13 protein-coding genes are annotated in these 16759 nt (G+C 72.6%); 5 read left to right on the top strand and 8 right to left on the bottom strand.

What is annotated here, in order from left to right; genetic code table 11:
• The first annotated feature begins 4 nt into the window (after positions 1-4).
• From ACLBX8_RS16675 to rpmG, 4 genes are all read left to right on the top strand, one after another.
• Positions 5-469: a DUF983 domain-containing protein gene (locus ACLBX8_RS16675; protein ID WP_447715533.1), complete on the top strand. Its 465-nt coding sequence runs from the start codon at positions 5-7 to the stop codon at positions 467-469.
• A complete protein-coding gene (locus tag ACLBX8_RS16680; RefSeq protein ID WP_447715534.1) occupies positions 426-1169 on the top strand; it encodes an NUDIX hydrolase in 744 nt (247 codons plus the stop codon). The genes ACLBX8_RS16675 and ACLBX8_RS16680 overlap by 44 nt, the downstream gene beginning before the upstream one ends.
• Complete coding sequence (locus ACLBX8_RS16685) at positions 1166-2350, top strand: MFS transporter (protein WP_447715535.1); 1185 nt, start codon at positions 1166-1168, stop codon at positions 2348-2350. The genes ACLBX8_RS16680 and ACLBX8_RS16685 overlap by 4 nt, the downstream gene beginning before the upstream one ends.
• 106 nt (positions 2351-2456) lie before the next feature.
• Complete coding sequence (rpmG, locus tag ACLBX8_RS16690) at positions 2457-2624, top strand: 50S ribosomal protein L33 (protein ID WP_020092568.1); 168 nt, start codon at positions 2457-2459, stop codon at positions 2622-2624.
• 390 nt (positions 2625-3014) lie between these two features.
• On the opposite strand, the gene ACLBX8_RS16695 is transcribed toward rpmG, so the two are convergent.
• The 5 genes from ACLBX8_RS16695 to ACLBX8_RS16715 all read right to left on the bottom strand — a co-directional run bounded on the left by ACLBX8_RS16695 (position 3015) and on the right by ACLBX8_RS16715 (position 10840).
• Complete coding sequence (locus ACLBX8_RS16695) at positions 3015-3932, bottom strand: LysR family transcriptional regulator (protein WP_447715536.1); 918 nt, start codon at positions 3930-3932, stop codon at positions 3015-3017.
• A gap of 76 nt (positions 3933-4008) precedes the next feature.
• Positions 4009-5670 (bottom strand): OFA family MFS transporter, encoded by a 1662-nt coding sequence (locus ACLBX8_RS16700; protein WP_447715537.1) that lies wholly within the window; start codon positions 5668-5670, stop codon positions 4009-4011.
• Positions 5671-5887: 217 nt separating this feature from the next.
• Positions 5888-6574 (bottom strand): metal ABC transporter permease, encoded by a 687-nt coding sequence (locus tag ACLBX8_RS16705; protein ID WP_447699421.1) that lies wholly within the window; start codon positions 6572-6574, stop codon positions 5888-5890.
• A 311-nt stretch (positions 6575-6885) separates the two neighbouring features.
• Positions 6886-9585, bottom strand: a complete 2700-nt coding sequence (gene acnA / locus ACLBX8_RS16710; RefSeq protein WP_447715538.1) for an aconitate hydratase AcnA — start codon at positions 9583-9585, stop codon at positions 6886-6888.
• A 436-nt stretch (positions 9586-10021) separates the two neighbouring features.
• Positions 10022-10840: a hypothetical protein gene (locus ACLBX8_RS16715; RefSeq protein WP_056526184.1), complete on the bottom strand. Its 819-nt coding sequence runs from the start codon at positions 10838-10840 to the stop codon at positions 10022-10024.
• A gap of 129 nt (positions 10841-10969) precedes the next feature.
• Here ACLBX8_RS16715 and ACLBX8_RS16720 point away from each other — a divergent pair, with 129 nt between their 5' ends.
• Entirely contained in the window at positions 10970-12370 is a 1401-nt protein-coding gene (locus ACLBX8_RS16720; protein WP_447699423.1) for a leucyl aminopeptidase family protein, read from the top strand.
• 117 nt (positions 12371-12487) lie between these two features.
• On the opposite strand, the gene ACLBX8_RS16725 is transcribed toward ACLBX8_RS16720, so the two are convergent.
• The 3 genes from ACLBX8_RS16725 to ACLBX8_RS16735 all read right to left on the bottom strand — a co-directional run bounded on the left by ACLBX8_RS16725 (position 12488) and on the right by ACLBX8_RS16735 (position 16692).
• A complete protein-coding gene (locus tag ACLBX8_RS16725; protein WP_020092575.1) occupies positions 12488-13660 on the bottom strand; it encodes a M20 aminoacylase family protein in 1173 nt (390 codons plus the stop codon).
• A 99-nt stretch (positions 13661-13759) separates the two neighbouring features.
• Positions 13760-14221 carry a Cu(I)-responsive transcriptional regulator gene (cueR, locus tag ACLBX8_RS16730; protein ID WP_091679471.1) on the bottom strand — a complete coding sequence of 154 codons (462 nt, stop codon included), beginning with the start codon at positions 14219-14221 and terminating at the stop codon, positions 13760-13762.
• Positions 14218-16692 carry a heavy metal translocating P-type ATPase gene (locus ACLBX8_RS16735; protein ID WP_447699424.1) on the bottom strand — a complete coding sequence of 825 codons (2475 nt, stop codon included), beginning with the start codon at positions 16690-16692 and terminating at the stop codon, positions 14218-14220. The genes cueR and ACLBX8_RS16735 overlap by 4 nt, the downstream gene beginning before the upstream one ends.
• Between the last annotated feature and the right edge of the window lie 67 nt (positions 16693-16759).

Below are 16759 nucleotides of genomic sequence, written 5' to 3' on the forward strand. Positions count from 1 at the left end.
GGGCATGGCCGCCGACGCGATTCCCGAGCGCACCCGCCTGATCCCCGCGATGGCCCGCGGCTTCGTCGGCCGCTGCCCGCATTGCGGCCAGGGCCGGATCTTCGGCCGCTTCCTCAAGGTGCGGCCGGAATGCGACGTTTGCGGCCTGGAGTTGCACCACCACCGGGCCGACGACCTGCCGCCCTACGTGGTGATCTTCATCGTCGCCCACATCGTCGGCTACCTCATCCTGGAGACCGAGAGCGCCTACGACGTGCCGCTCTGGATCGAGATGGGCGTGTGGCCGGTCTTCACCCTCGTCTTCGCGCTGGCCCTGCTCCAGCCCGTGAAGGGCGCCGTCGTCGGGCTGCAATACGCCCTTGGCATGCACGGCTTCGCCACGCTACCGCGGAGCCGCCCCGCCCCGGGGCTTGAGGAGACGCGCCTTGCCGGAGCCGCAGCGGGAGCCCCCGATCGTCACAGCTCCTGAGCGGAAGCCCGCCGCGGCGCGCCTGCGGCCGCGCGACGCCGCGACCATGATCGTGATAGACCGGCGCGGACGGGGCGGCCCGAAGGTCCTGATGGGCCGGCGCAACCCCAACCTCGCCTTCATGCCGGGCAAGTTCGTCTTTCCGGGCGGCCGGATCGAACTCGGCGACCGCCACATGCCGGTGGCCGGGGCGCTCCCCGACTACGCCGAGGCGGCGCTGACCCGGCAGGTGTCCCGGCCGCCGCACCATCTCGGCCGGGCGCTGGCGCTCGCCGCGATCCGCGAGACCTACGAGGAGACCGGTCTGCTCCTCGGCACGACCGAGCACGGTGCGCCCGAGGACGTCCCGGCGGGCTGGGAGGGCTTCGCCCGACACGGCGTCCTGCCCGACCTCGAGGCGCTGCACCTCGTCGCCCGCGCGATCACCCCGCCGAAGCGCGTGCGCCGCTTCGACACGCGCTTCTTCACCGTCGACCGCCGGATGGTGGTGGCCGAGGAGCCGGGGCGGGTCGAGGCCGACGCCGAGTTCACCGAACTCGCCTGGGTCCGGCTCGACGCCGCCCGCAAGCTCGACCTGCCCTACATCACCCGCGCGATCCTCGACGATCTGGAGGCGCAGATCGCCGCCGATTTCGCGCCCTACCGGATGATCCCCTTCCATTACGAGCGCTACGGGCGGCGCGAGCGGGTGGCCTTGTGAGCGGTCCGGACGGATTGCAGGACGGGCGGCGGGGGATCAGTTCGGAGGACGTGGCGGCGATCTCGGCGGCCGTGACCTGTGTCACCGTCGTCGGCATCGGCCTCAGCCTGTCGATCCCTCTCCTCTCGATCGAGATGGAGCGGCGCGGCGCGTCGAGCACGCTGATCGGGCTCAACACCGCGGTGGCGGGCATCGCCAGCATCTGCACGGTGCCGTTCGTGCCGCGCCTCGCCGCGCGGGTCGGCGTCGCCCCGCTGCTCGGCCTGGCGCTCCTCGTCGGGGCGATCAGCCTCGCGCTGTTCCCGCTGCTGCCGGGCATCGCCCTGTGGTTCCCCCTGCGCTTCGTCTTCTCGGCAACGCTCGGCGCGCTGTTCGTCCTCTCCGAGTACTGGATCAACGCCGCCGCCCCGCCGGAGCGGCGCGGCTTGGTGATGGGCATCTACGCCACCGTGCTGGCGGCGGGCTTCGCGGTCGGACCGCTGCTGCTGGCCCTGGTCGGGACCGAGGGGCTGGCGCCCTACGCGACGGGGGCCGCCCTCATGCTCGCCGGCGGCCTGCCCATCGCCCTGGCCCGCGGCCTGTCGCCCACGATCGAGAAGGGCTCCGGCCGCGGCATCCTCGGCCACGTCCGGCTCGCCCCCGGCGCCCTGGCGGCGGCCCTGGCCTACGGGGCGGTGGAGACCGGCATCTTCGCCATCCTGCCGCTCTACGGCCTGCGCCTCGGCTACGACGCGCAAGGGGCGGCCGGCCTCGTCAGCCTGATCGCGCTGGGCAACGTGCTGTTCCAGATCCCGTTCGGCTGGCTCGCCGACCGCCTCGACCGGGGCGCGGTGCTCCTCGGCGCGGGCCTCGCAGGGGCGGCGGGCTCGGCCCTGATCCCCCTCGCGGCCGGCCATCCGGCGGCGTTCGGCGCGCTGCTCCTCGTCTGGGGCGGCATCGCCGGGACCCTCTACACGGTCGGCCTCGCGATGCTGGGCGACCGCACGCCGCCGAACGATCTCGCGGGCGCCAACGCGGCCTTCGTGGTGCTCTACAATGTCGGGTTGATGCTGGGGCCGCCGGTGATCGGCGGCGGGCTCGACCTCGTGCCGCCGAACGGGTTCGCGCTGGCGCTGCTCGCCCTGTTCCTGGCCTTCGCCGGCTGGCTCGCCGCGACGGAGCGCCGGCGCGTCCGCTCTTGACCTGCCGGGCCCGATCGGGCATTCACCCGCCCGTATTCGGCCGGGTCCTCCCGGCCATTTGCGTTTCGCTCACGCGGAATGCCGCACCCTGCAGGAGCGCCGCGCCATGGCCAAGGCCGTCACCGTCAAGATCAAGCTCGTCTCCACCGCCGACACGGGCTATTTCTACGTCACCAAGAAGAACTCCCGCACGCAGACCGAGAAGCTGACGATGCGCAAGTACGACCCGGTCGCGCGCAAGCACGTCGACTTCAAGGAAACCAAGATCAAGTAAGGCCGCGGGCCGCTTCGCGGCCTGACCGCCCACGGGAAGCCGCTCCGGAGACGGGGCGGCTTTTTCCTTGCCCGGCGCGTTCCCGCGCACGGCGTCGCCGGGATCTCCCGAACCGCGACCTGACCGGCCGACAGCCCGGCGCCAGCACGACTCGTTAACCGTCGCTCGTCCCGAACGCTGCCCGACCCGCCGGCCGATCACCGGCCCGCGTTCTCGGCCAGCTCGGCGGTTGGAGGGCGGGTTCGATGCAGCGGATCCTGCTGGCGATTCTCATCACCGCGGCGATCCTCGCGCTCTGGCGCGTCCTGACGCTGCCGGTGTACGCGCTTCGGGCGACCCGCGGCTTGCTCGCGGAACGCCGCGTTCCGGCCCGCGCCCGGAGCCGACCGCTCAGGAAGGGCCCGGCGCGGCCAGATCCGGATCGAGCGTCCGTGCCAGGGACCGCGCGATAGCCACGAGCGCCGTCACCATCGGCGTGGACGGCTCGCGCCGCGGGGCGACGAGGCCGATCGTGTGCTCCAGGTCGGGTGCGGTGATCGGGATCGTGCGCACGCCCTCCATGGGGCCCAGGGCGTCGACCAGGATCTCCGGCATGATCGAGGCCCAGCGCAGGGTGCGCACGTGGGTCAGCAGCACGATCATCGAGTTCGACTCGAGGGTCGCGGCGGGATCCGCACCCGCCTCGCGGATCTGCTGGTCGATGATCCGCCGGTTCTGCATGTTCGGCGTGAGCAGGCAGAGGGGCAGGCGGCTGGTCTCGGCCCAGGTGACGCTGGTGCGACCCTCGAAGGGCCCGCCGATCGCCGTCACGAGGCGGTAGCGCTCCCGGTAGAGCGGGACAGAGATCACCCGCCCGAGGGGCTCGTTGTCGAGGTAGGTCAGGCCCGCATCCGCCTCCAGGTTCTCGATCAGCGAGAAGATGTCGACGGAGGTGGCCGATTCGACCGTCAGCCGCACGTCCGGGTGCCGCTCGCGGTAGGGCGTCGTGAGGTTCACGATCATCGGCAGCGCCGTCGGGATCGCCGCGATGCGGAGATGGCCGGTCAGGCCCCGGCGCAGGCCCGTGACCTCCTCGTGCATGGCCCGCGCGTCGGCCACGATGCGCCGCGCCCATTCGAGGACCCGCTCGCCCTCGGGGGTGAAGCCCTGGAAGCGGGAGCCGCGCAGCACGAGCTGCACGCCGAACCGGTTCTCCAGCTGCTTCACGCCGGCCGAGAGAGTCTGCTGAGTCACGCCGCAGGCTTCGGCGGCGTGCCCGAAATGCTGCTCGCGCGCGAGCGCGAGCAGGAAGTCCAGCTTGTCGATCACGACGAAGGCATCCCGGCACGGCGAGGCGCCGGAAACCTAGCGGCCCGCCGGGCCCGCCACAACCGAGCGTGCCCGCTCAGCGGAACAGGATGAACGCCTTCGACAGGGTGATGCCGATGCCCCAGACGATCGGGATGCCGACCACCGCCCAGGCCAGCGCGGCGCCCGCGCTGAAGCCGCCGCGGCCGATCCCGAAGGAGCCGGACGGCCCCGAGGCCGTGGCGCCCGCGCGGACGTCCAGGGAGGCCCGCTCGGAATCGGACATGAACCAGCGTTGCGCCAGGGGCCGGACGAGCAGGTTGCAGAGGAAGCCGACCGCCAGGAAGCTCGCCAGCACGTACATGGTCCGGCCGTAGAGATCGGCCCCCTGCACGCCCGCGGCGACCTGCGCCTCGCGGATCTTGGTGATGACGAAGGGCCCGACGATGCCGGCCATCGACCAGGCGGTGAGCAGGCGCCCGTGGATGGCGCCTACGAACTGCGTGCCGAACACGTCGGCGAGATAGGCCGGCACGGTCGCGAAGCCGCCGCCGTACATGGACAGGATCACGCAGAAGATCGCGACGAACAGCGCCTGCGAGCCGATGCCGGCGGCCCAGGGCGCGGCCGCGTACAGGAGGCCGCCCAGGGCGAAGAAGATCGCGTAGGTGACCTTCCGCCCGATGCGGTCCGACATCGAGGCCCAGAAGAACCGGCCCAGGATGTTGAAGAGTGAGAGCAGGCCGACGAAGCCGGCCGCGATGGCCGCGACCTGCGCCTTCTGGCCGGCGTCGAGGGCCGAGAAGCCGGTCCCGGGCAGGCCGATCAGCTCGCCGCCGAAGATCTCCTGGAGCATCGGCGAGGCCAGCGCCAGCACGCCGATGCCGGCCGACACATTGAGGAACAGGACGAGCCAGATCATCCAGAACTGGACGGTCTTGTGGGCGTCGCGCAGGTGGACGTGCCCCGAGGCGATCATGGCGTTCTTGGCGGCCGGGCTGGTCCAGCCGTCCGGGCGCCAGCCGGCCGGCGGCACCCGGTAGCCGAACGCGCCGCCCAGCATGAACAGGATGTACCCCACGCCCATCACCGCGAGGGTCTGCCAGACGCCGGCCGAATCGGCGGTCCGGAAGCTCTTGATCAGGCTGTCGGCCAGGGGCGAGCCGATCATCGCGCCGCCGCCGAAGCCCATGATCGCCATGCCGGTCGCCATGCCGCGCCGGTCCGGGAACCACTTGATCAGGGTCGAGACCGGCGAGATGTAGCCGAGCCCGAGGCCGATGCCGCCGATCAGGCCCATGCCGAGCCAGACCAGCCAGAGCTGGTGGATGTAGACGCCGAAGGCGCCGATCAGGAAGCCGCCGCCCCAGCAGAGGGCCGCCGCGATGCCGGCCTTGCGCGGTCCGGCCCGCTCCAGCCAGCCGCCGAACAGGGCGGCCGAGAGACCGAGCACGACGATGCCGATGGAGAAGACCGTGACGAGGTCGCTGACCCGCCAGTCGCAGGTGGTGGTGAACAGGGCCGTCATCACGCCCATGTCGGGGCAGGCGGCGGGCGCCGGCTTGCCCACGGAGAGCGCCCGGGTCAGCGGCAGCCAGAACACCGACAGGCCGTAGGCCATCCCGATGCAGAGATGGATCGCCAGCGCCGCCGGCGGCACCAGCCACCGGTTGAAGCCCGGCTTGGCGACGATCCGCTCGCGCGACAACAGACTCGGCGTTCCCTCAGGCGCGATCGCGCCTGCCACTCCAGCACCCATGATGGACTCCTCCGCCGCGGCCTCGTTGGCGGGCCTCGCGGCGGCGGACGATGCGCGATTTGTGTGCAGGGTGCCAGCGCGCGACACGCTGAGACGTCGATTTTAATCCAGTCCGGCGCCGACTGTATGCGGATTCCTCGTCAACGCGCCGTCCGGAGGCCGTATGGACCGCCGCTGCGGGCGCCGGTCTGTCCGGCGCCCGCAGCGGCTGCCGCCCTCACATGGGCGGGGTCAGGCCGTCCTTGCCGACCGCCACGAGCTTGCCCTCGGCCTTGCTGCCGTCCTTGGCGACCACGGCGAACACCTTCGACCCGGGGGTCAGGATCGCCTTGTCGGCGGGCTCGAAGGCCACGATCGGCGCCGAGGCCGGCACCACGATCTCCTTGGAGCCGTCCTTGCCGTAGCTCACCGTCAGCGTGCGCTCGCCGCCCGAGGCCGCCTTGTCGGCCTTCACGGTGCCGTTCGTCATCGCGCTCTTCACCTTCGGGGCGTTCGACGACTCGGCCTTCACCGTGCCGTTGGTCATCGCGCTCTTCACCTTGGCGCCGGCGCCCGCGGTGTGGTCGGTGATCGAATCCCAGCCGTAATGGCCCTCGCCCGTGCCGCGCATCGACTCGGGGAAGAGGACGACCTCAAGGGCGGTCATCGGGTTCTCGCCCTTGGTGGCGGTGCCGATGAAGACGCCGTCCTTGATCGCGTCGAGGCTCGACGGGACCACCCAGGCGAACTTGGCGCCGCTCACGTCGACGGTCTCGGTCTTGCCGTCGTCGGTCTTGATCGTGACCGTGCCGCCGTCGGCCTTGTCGACGGTCCCGCGGACGCGCTCGACCTGCGCGGCGAGGGCCGCACTCGACAGCAGGGCCGTCAGGCCGGCGGCGACGAGTGTCTTGCTGAGGTGCTTCATCGGGGTCCCATCCTGGCTTCAGGAGCCGGGTTATGGGGCGGCCCGCGCGCGAAACAAGGTTGCGCGCAAGCGAAACGACCTGCTAGGCGACAGGAGCGAGGTTGTCAGACTCCACCGTCTTTGCGAGCGGAGCGAAGCAATCCAGCCGGCGCAAGGACTTCCTCCGTCGCGCCGCCCTGGATCACTTCTCTGCGCTCGCGATGACGGCGTGGCGCGTCGGACGACGGCACCGACCGAAAACGAGTCAGGCGGCACCCGGTGGGCGCCGCCTGATTACCGCGCGGGCAGCGGGGACGCTGCCCTCCGGAGGCTCACGCCGCGAGCGAGCGCAGCACGTAGGGCAGGATGCCGCCGTTGCGGAAGTACTCGAGCTCGTCGAGCGTATCGATGCGGCAGGTCAGCGGGACCTGCTTCACCGAGCCGTCGGCGGACTTGATCTCCGCGGTGAGCGTCTGGCGGGGCTTCAGCTCGCCGGCGAGGCCCTTGATGGTGACGGTCTCGTCACCCTTCAGGCCCAGCGACTGCCAGCTCGTATCGCCCTGGAAGACCAGCGGCACCACGCCCATCCCGACGAGGTTCGAGCGGTGAATGCGCTCGAAGCTCTCGGCCACCACGGCGCGGACGCCGAGCAGCTTCGTGCCCTTCGCCGCCCAGTCGCGCGACGAGCCGGTGCCGTACTCCTTGCCGGCGAAGATCACGAGCGGCGTGCCCTGTTCGGCGTACTTCATCGCCGCGTCGTAGATGAACATCTTCTCGCCGGACGGCTGGAAATGCGTCCACCCGCCCTCGACCACGCCGCCGGAGGCGTCCTTCACCATCTGGTTCTTGATGCGGATGTTGGCGAAGGTGCCCCGCATCATCACCTCGTGGTTGCCGCGCCGCGTGCCGTACTGGTTGAAGTCCTGCACGCGCACTTGGTGCGACTGCAGGTACTCGCCGGCCGGCGAGGCCGCGCGGATGTTGCCCGCCGGCGAGATGTGGTCGGTGGTGATCGAGTCGAGGAACAGGCCGAGGATGCGCGCACCCTCGATGTCCTCGACGGGCTTGGGGGTCTTCTCCATGCCGACGAAGTAGGGCGGGTTCTGCACGTAGGTGGAGCCCGGGTTCCACGCGAAGGTCTCGGCCTCGGTGACCTCGACGTCCCTCCAGTTCTGGTCGCCGCCGAACACGTCCGCGTAGCGGGACTTGAACAGCGCGGAGGTGATGTTCTCCTCGATGAACTGCTGGACCTCGGCCGAGGACGGCCAGATGTCCTTGAGGTAGACGGGCTTGCCGTCCGAGCCCTGGCCCAGCGGCTCCGTGGTGATGTCGATCTGCAGCGAGCCGGCCAGCGCGTAGGCGACCACGAGCGGCGGCGAGGCGAGGTAGTTCGCCCGCACGTCGGGATTCACCCGACCCTCGAAGTTGCGGTTGCCCGAGAGCACCGCCGCGGCGACGACGTCGTTGTCGTTGATCGCCTTCGAGATCGCCTCCGGCAGCGGGCCGGAATTGCCGATGCAGGTCGTGCAGCCGAAGCCCACGAGGTTGAAGCCGAGCGCGTCGAGCGGCTCCTGCAGGCCGGACTTCTCCAGGTACTCGCCGACCACCTGCGATCCGGGCGCGAGCGAGGTCTTCACCCACGGCTTGGAGCGCAGGCCCTTGGCGACGGCGTTGCGGGCGAGCAGGCCCGCGCCGATCATCACCGAGGGGTTCGACGTGTTGGTGCAGCTCGTGATCGCGGCGATCACCACGTCACCGTGCCCGATGTCGAAGTTGGTGCCCTCGACCGGGTAGCGGCGCGCGAGGTCGGCGGCCTTCTTGAACTCGGTCTCCATCGAGGCGGCGAAGCCGGGCTTGGCGCCGTCGAGCAGCACGCGGTCCTGCGGGCGCTTCGGGCCGGCGAGCGAGGGCCGGACTTGGCCCATGTCGAGTTCCAGCGTGTCGGTGAAGACCGGGTCGGGGGTCTGGGCGTCGCGCCACATGCCCTGCGCCTTGGCGTAGGCCTCGACCAGGGCGATCCGGTCGTCGGAGCGGCCGGTGACCTTCAGGAAGTCGATGGTCTTCTGGTCGACCGGGAAGAAGCCGCAGGTCGCGCCGTACTCGGGGGCCATGTTGGAGATCGTGGCCCGGTCGGCGACCGCCATGTCGTCGAGGCCGGGGCCGTAGAACTCCACGAACTTGCCGACCACGCCCTTCTTGCGCAGCATCTGGGTGACGGTGAGCACGAGGTCGGTGGCGGTGGTGCCCTCGGGCAGCTTGCCCGACAGCTTGAAGCCCACGACCTCGGGGATCAGCATCGAGAGCGGCTGGCCGAGCATGGCCGCCTCGGCCTCGATGCCGCCGACGCCCCAGCCCAGCACCGCCATGCCGTTGACCATGGTGGTGTGCGAATCGGTGCCGACGAGCGAGTCGGGATAGGCGACGTCGGCGCCGTTCTCCGACTTCGTCCAGACGGTCTGGGCAAGGTATTCCAGGTTCACCTGGTGGCAGATGCCGGTGCCCGGGGGGACCACCGAGAAGTTGTCGAAGGCGGACTGGCCCCATTTCAGGAAGGTGTAGCGCTCGCCGTTACGCTCGTATTCGAGGGCGACGTTGTCGGCGAGCGCCTTCGGGGTGCCAAACTCGTCGACGATCACCGAGTGGTCGATGACGAGATCCACCGGCACCAGCGGGTTGATCTTCTGCGGGTCGCCGCCGAGCGCAACCATGGCGTCGCGCATGGCCGCGAGGTCGACCACCGCCGGGACGCCGGTGAAGTCCTGCATCAGCACGCGGGAGGGGCGGAACGCGATCTCGACCTCGGCCTTGCCCTTCTGGTCGAGCCAGCCGACGGCGGCCTCGATGTCGGCCTTCTTGACCGAGCGGTCGTCCTCGTAGCGGAGCAGGTTCTCCAGGATCACCTTCATGGAGAAGGGCAGCGCGGCCGCCGAGGCGAGGCCGTTCTTCTCGGCCTCGGGGATGGAATAGTAGGTGTAGGTCTTGCCGCCGGCTTCGAGCGTCTGGCGGGCCTTGAAGCTGTCGAGTGAGGGCACGGCTGGTTCAATCCTCGCTGCGGGTTGTCGAACACGCGCAGGCAAGACCTGCGCTACGAGATCCGTGTTCGGCCTGTGTAGCGCCCGACGGGCGCGCGCCGCCCCGGGAGTGCCCGGGCAGGACGATGCGCGGGGGCGATTTGGACGCCCGTGATGCCGCGCGGCGCAGCCGCGGAGGGATATAGAACTTTTCGAATCTGGCCGCTACCGGGTCGTCATGACAGGTGCGTTTTCCTGTCGGGGACCGTGGCGGCGACTGGGCGCGCGCCGCGGAGGCCTGCGCGACTCGCGCATCTCCAGCGGGCATCGACGGTGGCGGCCGAGCGCGACAGGCCCCCTCTCCCGAGCGGGAGCGGAGAGCCGCACGGGTGTTGCCGGTGCTGCTGCGTACGTCCGCGAGCCCGCAGAAGGGCGGGAGTCGCGTGGCGCGAGCGCCCTACCCTTGCCCGGGCACGCCCGCGACGGACAGGGCCTTCGATCGATTCGGCTGGGCCGCGAGCCTGCGCAGGGACGCGACGTTCGTGGCCGCCTCCTCGGCGCTCATGTCGCGGCGCAGGACGGCCTCGGCATCGGCGAAGCGGCCCTTGAGGCCGAGCACCATGGCGAGGTTAGCCCGCACCCGCGCGTCGGCGCCGGGCTGGTCGGCGGCGAGGCGCAGGGTCTGCTCGGCCTGATCGAGGTTGCGCGACAGCGCGTAGGACAGGCCGAGATTGGACAGGAGCGAGGGCTCGTTCGGGCGGATCTTGAGGGCGGCCTCGTAGAAGCCCTGGGCGCGGGCCTGCTCGCCGAGCTGGGCGGAGGCCGAGCCCTGCGCCGACAGGATGCGCCAGTCGGGATTGGCGGGCGTGTGGGCGTTGGAGAGCACGTCGATCGCCTCGCGGAAGCGGCCCGCCTCGACCAGCGACTTTCCGTAGGCACCGAGCAGGGCCTGGTCGCGCGGGTTGCGCAGGGCGGCCTGCTGCAGCACCGCCGAGGCCTGGCCGATCTGGTCGGTGGCCCGCAGGGCGCGGGCGTAGGCCATCGCCGTGCGCCCGTCGGCGGGGTCGGCGTTGTAGCGCTCGGCCAGCCGGTCGATGTCCTGCCGCGAGGGCGCCGCGGCGGCCGCGGACGGCCCGCCGAGGGGGCCGATCGACCCGGTCGTCTCGGGCGAGCGGGTGTTGCAGCCGGCCAGGCCCAGCGCGACGACGGCGGCCGCGAGGGCGGCGCGGCGTCCGGGGCGTGCCTGGGATCGGGTGACCCGGAACAGGGCCGTCATCATGGTGCGCTCCGCCGGCATCGGGACCGGACGCGATGGCACGCGCTTCACGCTCCCGGCCGGCCGGTGATAGAGCGTTAACCCTAATCACCGGTTAAGCCGCCGGTCCGGGCGGCACGCGAGAGGCACATGACCCAGGCCGAGATTCCGGCGACGACCCGCGGGCTCCTGCCCGGCGACACCCAGGCCGTACCGGTGACGCTGGTCCCCACCGGGGGCTGGGCGGCGGTCGAGTCCGGCCTGGAGCCCGCCCAGCGGAGCTTCGCCAGGGCCATCGGCTTCAAGCCGAAGGCGGGCAGCCTCGCGCTCCTGCCCGGCCCGGACGGCGGCCTCGCGCGCGTCCTGTTCGGCCTCGGCGATCCGGAGGCCGCGGCCTACGACAGGCTCCTCGCCGGCAAGCTGCCGGGGCTGCTGCCGGAGGGGACCTTCCGCCTGGACAACGCCCCCGAGCCGGCCGAGGCCGCCCTCGCCTGGCTGATGGGGAGCTACCGCTTCGGCCGCTACCGGTCCGGCGGCGGCACGAAGGCCCGGCTCGCGGCGCCCGCCGGCATCGACGCGGCCGAGGTGGAGCGGGTCGCCGCCGCGGTGGCGCTGGGCCGGGATCTCGTCAACACGCCGGCCAACGATCTCGGACCCGCCGAGATCGAGGCGGCCGCCCGGGCGGTGGCCGAGCGCCACGGCGCCTCCGTCGCCGTCACGGAAGGCGCGGCCCTCGCCGAGGGGTACCCGCTGATCCACGCGGTCGGCGCCGCTTCGCCCCGGGCCCCGCGGCTGATCGACCTGACCTGGGGGCCGGCGGACGCGCCGCGCGTGACCCTGGTCGGCAAGGGCGTCGCCTTCGACACCGGCGGCCTCGACCTGAAGCCGTCGGCCGCGATGCTGCTGATGAAGAAGGACATGGGCGGCGCCGCCGCGGCGCTGGCCGCCGCCGACATGGTCATGGGCGCGGGCCTGAACCTGCGCCTGCGCCTGCTGATCCCCGCGGTGGAGAACGCGGTCGCGGGCAACGCCTTCCGCCCCGGCGACGTGCTGCCGAGCCGGGCCGGGCTCAGCGTCGAGATCGGCAATACCGACGCGGAGGGCCGGCTGATCCTCGCCGACGCGCTCGCCCTCGCGGACGCGGATTCCCCCGACCTGATCCTCGACTTCTCGACCCTGACCGGCGCGGCCCGGGTGGCCCTCGGGCCGGACCTGCCGGCCTTCTTCACGGAGGACGACGCGCTGGCCGAGGCAGTGGCGCGGGCCGGCCGGGCGGCGATCGACCCGGTCTGGCGCATGCCGCTGCACGCGCCCTACGCGAGCCTGCTCGATTCCAAGGTGGCCGACCTCAACAACGTGTCGGGCGGCCCGTTCGCGGGGGCGATCACCGCGGCGCTGTTCCTGCGGCGCTTCGCGCCCAGCACGAAGGCGCACGGCCATTTCGACCTCTACGGCTGGAACCCCTCCGCCAAGCCCGGCCGGCCGGAGGGCGGCGAGGTCCAGACGGCGCGGCTGACCTACGCGCTGCTCAAGGCCCGCTACGGCGGCTGATCGCCTCCCGTCATCGCGAGCGCGGCGAAGCGATCCAGTTGGCGCCCCGCTGACAGATGTCGCGCTGCCCTGGGTCGCTTCGCTGCGCTCGCGATGACGGTGTGCTTAGGGGCGCGCTCAGGCGGTGCGCGGCAGCCCGGTCTCGATCAGGCGCGCCCACAGGGAAGCCCCGTACGGCGCGGCCGCGTCGTTGAAATCGTAGTGCGGGTGGTGGAGCGAGGCGCTGTCGCCGTTGCCGATGAACATGTAGGCGCCGGGACGGCGGGCGAGCATGTAGGAGAAGTCCTCGGCGGTCATCATCGGCGCCACCGTCCGGTCGACGTTCTCCTCACCCACCAGCGCCTCGGCGACGCCGGCCATGAAATCGGTCTCGGCGGGATGGTTCTCGGTCACCGGGTAGCTCGCCCCGTACGCGACCCCGCCCCGCGCGCCGAAGCCGCCGGCGATCTCGGCCACCAGGGTCTCGATCCGCGCCTTGATCTCGCCGCGCACGGCCTGGGACAGCGTGCGCATGGTGCCGCGCATGGTGACGGTCTGCGGCAGGACGTTGAAGGCCTCGCCGGCCTCCAGCGCGCAGACCGAGACCACGGCCGACTGCACCGGGTCGAGGTTGCGCGACACGATGCTCTGCAGGGCGATGATCACGTGGCTCGACACGAGCACGCTGTCGACGGCGTTCTGCGGCAGGGCCGCATGGCCGCCCCGCCCCTCGATCGTGATCGTGAAGCGGTCGGTCGAGGCCATGATCGGCCCCGGCCGGATCGCGAAGGTGCCGACGGCCATACCGGGGATGTTGTGCATCCCGTAGACCGACTCGACCCCGAACCGCTCCATCATTCCGTCGTCGACCATCGCCTCGCCGCCGCCGCCACCCTCCTCGGCGGGCTGGAAGATCAGCACGGCCGCCCCGTCGAAATCCCGGGTCTCGGCGAGGTACTTGGCGGCGCCGAGGAGCATGGTCGTGTGACCGTCGTGGCCGCAGGCGTGCATCTTGCCCGGCACGGTGGAGCGGTAGGGCAGGTCGCGCACCTCCTGGATCGGCAGGGCGTCCATGTCGGCGCGCAGGCCGATGGCGCGGTTGGAGCTGCGTCCCCGGCCGCGGATGACGCCCACCACCCCGGTCCGACCGATGCCGGTGACGACCTCGTCACAGCCGAAGGACCGCAGCGTCTCGGCGACGAAGCCGGCGGTGCGGTCGACGTCGTAGAGCAGCTCGGGATGGGCGTGCAGGTCGTGCCGCCACGCCGTCATCGTGTCGGCGAAGGCGCGGATCCGTTCGAGGACGGGCATCGGGGCGGGGCTCTCGTGGCCTTGGCTGGTGGGCCGGACCAGCAAAGCCGGGGCCAGAGCCGCCGTCAACGGCCAAGCTCGGTATCCGCGGCGCCCCGCTCACGCCGCACCCCGCCCCGTGATCCCGCGCCCGCGCCGCCGCGGCGCGGGTGTATGGTCGCCCGCGGCGAGGTCGTCCAGGATCGGGCAGTCCGGCCGCGCGTCGCCGCAGCAGGCCTCCGCCAAGTGCTCCAGCGTCCGGGCCATGCCCTCCATCTCGGCGATGCGGCGGCGCAGATCGGCGATCTGCTCCTGCGCGATCGCCTTCACCCCGGCGCTCGGCCGGGCGCGGTCGCGCCAGAGCGCCAGGAGATCCGCGATCGCGTCCACGCTGAAGCCGAGGTCGCGGGCGCGGCGGATGAAGCGCAGCGTGTGCAGGTCCGCCTCGCCGTAGTGGCGGTAGCCGGATTCGGACCGGGCGGCCGGCGGCAGCAGGCCGGTCGCCTCGTACCAGCGGATCATCTTGGCCGAGACGCCGGTCCGGCGCGCCGCCTCGCCGATCGTGAGGGTCGCCGCGCTCATGCCGGCCTCGCGGCCAGCGCCGGCCCCTCGGCCGCCGCGGGACGCCCGCCGGCCCGGCGCAGCCGCAGGGCGTTGCCCAGGACGAACACGCTCGAGAACGCCATGGCGCCCGCGGCTAGGATCGGCGACAGGGCCGGGCCGCCGAACGGCACCAGCACGCCGGCCGCCACCGGGATCAGCGCGGCGTTGTAGGCGAAGGCCCAGAACAGGTTCTGGCGGATATTGGCCATCACCGCCCGCGACAGCGCCAGGGCCTCGACCAGGGCCTCCAGATCGCCCGACATCAGCACCACGTCGGCGCTCTCGACGGCGATGTCGGTCCCGGTGCCGATCGCCAGTCCGACATCGGCCTCGGCCAGCGCCGGCGCGTCGTTGATGCCGTCGCCCACGAAGGCCACCGGCCCGTGCGCGGCCCGGAACCGCTGGACCGCCTCGACCTTCCCGCCGGGCAGCACCCCGGCGGCCACGGCGTCGATGCCGAGGCTCCGCGCCACGCCGGCGGCGGTGACGGGATCGTCGCCCGTGACCATCGCCACCGCGAGGCCGCGCGCCTTCAGGGCCGCGACCGCCGCGCGGGCGCCCGGCTTCACGGGATCGGCCACCGCCAGGATCGCGGCGTGGCGCCCGTCGAGGACGAGGTGGATCGGGCTCCGCCCCGCGCCCGCCAGCGCCTCGGCCCGGGCAGCGAGATCCGGGTCGAGGGCGACGCCGAGACGCTCCAGGTAGCGCGGCGCGCCGAGGGCCACGGCCCGGCCCGCGACACGTCCGGCGATCCCGAAGCCCGCCACCGCCTCGAAGCTGCCCGGTTCCGGCAGGTCGAGGCCGCGCTCGCGGGCCGCCGCCACGACGGCGCCGGCCAGCGGGTGCTCGGAGCGGGTCTCCAGCGCGGCGGCGAGGGCCAGCACCGCGTCCTCCGCGACACCGGCGGCCGGGACGATCTCGGTGAGCCGGGGGCGGCCCTCGGTCAGGGTGCCGGTCTTGTCGAGGGCCACCACCCGCACGTCGCGCAGGCCCTGCAGCGCCGCGCCGTCGCGGAACAGCACGCCGCGCGCCGCCGCGCGCCCGGTGCCGACCATGATGGCGGTCGGCGTCGCCAGCCCCATGGCGCAGGGGCAGGCGATGATCAGCACCGCGACGGCGTTGACCAGGGCCGGACCCAGCGCCGGGGCCGGCGCCAGCGCCAGCCAGGCCAGGAAGGTCACCACGGCGATGCCGATCACCGCCGGGACGAACCGACCGGTGACGCGGTCGACCAGCGCCTGGATCGGCAGCTTGCCGCCCTGGGCGCGCTCCACCATGGCGGCGATCTGCGCCACCACGGTGGCGCCCCCCACGGCCTCGACCCGCAGGTCGAGGCTGCCGCGGCCGTTGAGCGTCCCGCCGACCACGGGATCGCCCGGCCCCTTGCGCACCGGGGCCGGCTCGCCCGTCACCATGCTCTCGTCGACGTGGCTGCTACCGGCCACCACGGCGCCGTCCGCCGCCACCCGCTCGCCCGGACGCACCCGGACGACGTCGCCGAGGCGCAGGGCGTCGAGGGGAACCTCGGTCTCCGCGCCGTCGCGGATGACCCGGGCGGTCTTCGGCGTCAGGTCCATCAGCCGCGCGATCGCCTGGCCGGTGCGCCCCTTGGCGCGGGCCTCCAGCGTCCGGCCGAGCAGGATCAGCGTGACGATCAGGACGCTCGCCTCGAAATAGAGGTGCGCCGCCCCGGCCGGCAGGAGGTGCGGAGCCAGGGTCGAGACCAGGGAGTACAGGTAGGCGGCGCCGGCCCCGAGGGCGACCAGGGCGTTCATGTCGGGATGGCCGCGCAGCAGGCCCGGGACGCCGCGCAGGAAGAAGCGCCGCCCTGGGCCGGCGAGGACCAGGGTGGCCAGCGCGGCCTGGACCAGGGCCGTCACGGGGCCGCCGTGCAGCGCGGGCAGAAGGTGGCCACCCATGTCGAGGACCACGACGGGCGCCGAGAGCAGGGCGGCGACGATCAGGTCGCGCCGCAGGGCGCGCCCCTCCTCGGCCTGACGGGCGGAGGGGTCCACCGGGTGGCCGGCCTCGACCGGCCGGGCCTCGTAACCGGCCGTTTCCACGGCCGCCACCAGCGCGTCCATCGGCACCACCCCCTCGGGATGGCGGATCGCGGCCCGGCCGGCGGCGAGGTTGACGCTGGCGCCGGTCACCCCCGGCACGGCGGCGAGCGCCCGCTCGACGCGGCCGACGCAACTCGCGCAGGACATCCCGTCCACGGCCAGCAGGCTCTGCGTCTCTGGGACGGGGTAGCCGGCATCCGCGAGCGCCGTCGCGACGTCGCCCGGGCTCGTCGCCCCGTCGAGGACGAGGCTGGCGCGGTGGGTGGCGAGGTTCACCGCCACGTCACGGGCGCCTGGCAGCGCCGCGAGGGCGCGCTCGACGCGGCCGACGCAGGAGGCGCAGGACATGCCCTCGACGGGGAGGGTCAGGGCGACGGATCTCGACATGGCGGTTGTCCGGTTGGAAGCATCCATGCCCGGTCAGATGGAGCTTCCCATGATGGGAAGGTCAAGG

The organism is Methylobacterium sp. D48H (genome assembly GCF_053345715.1).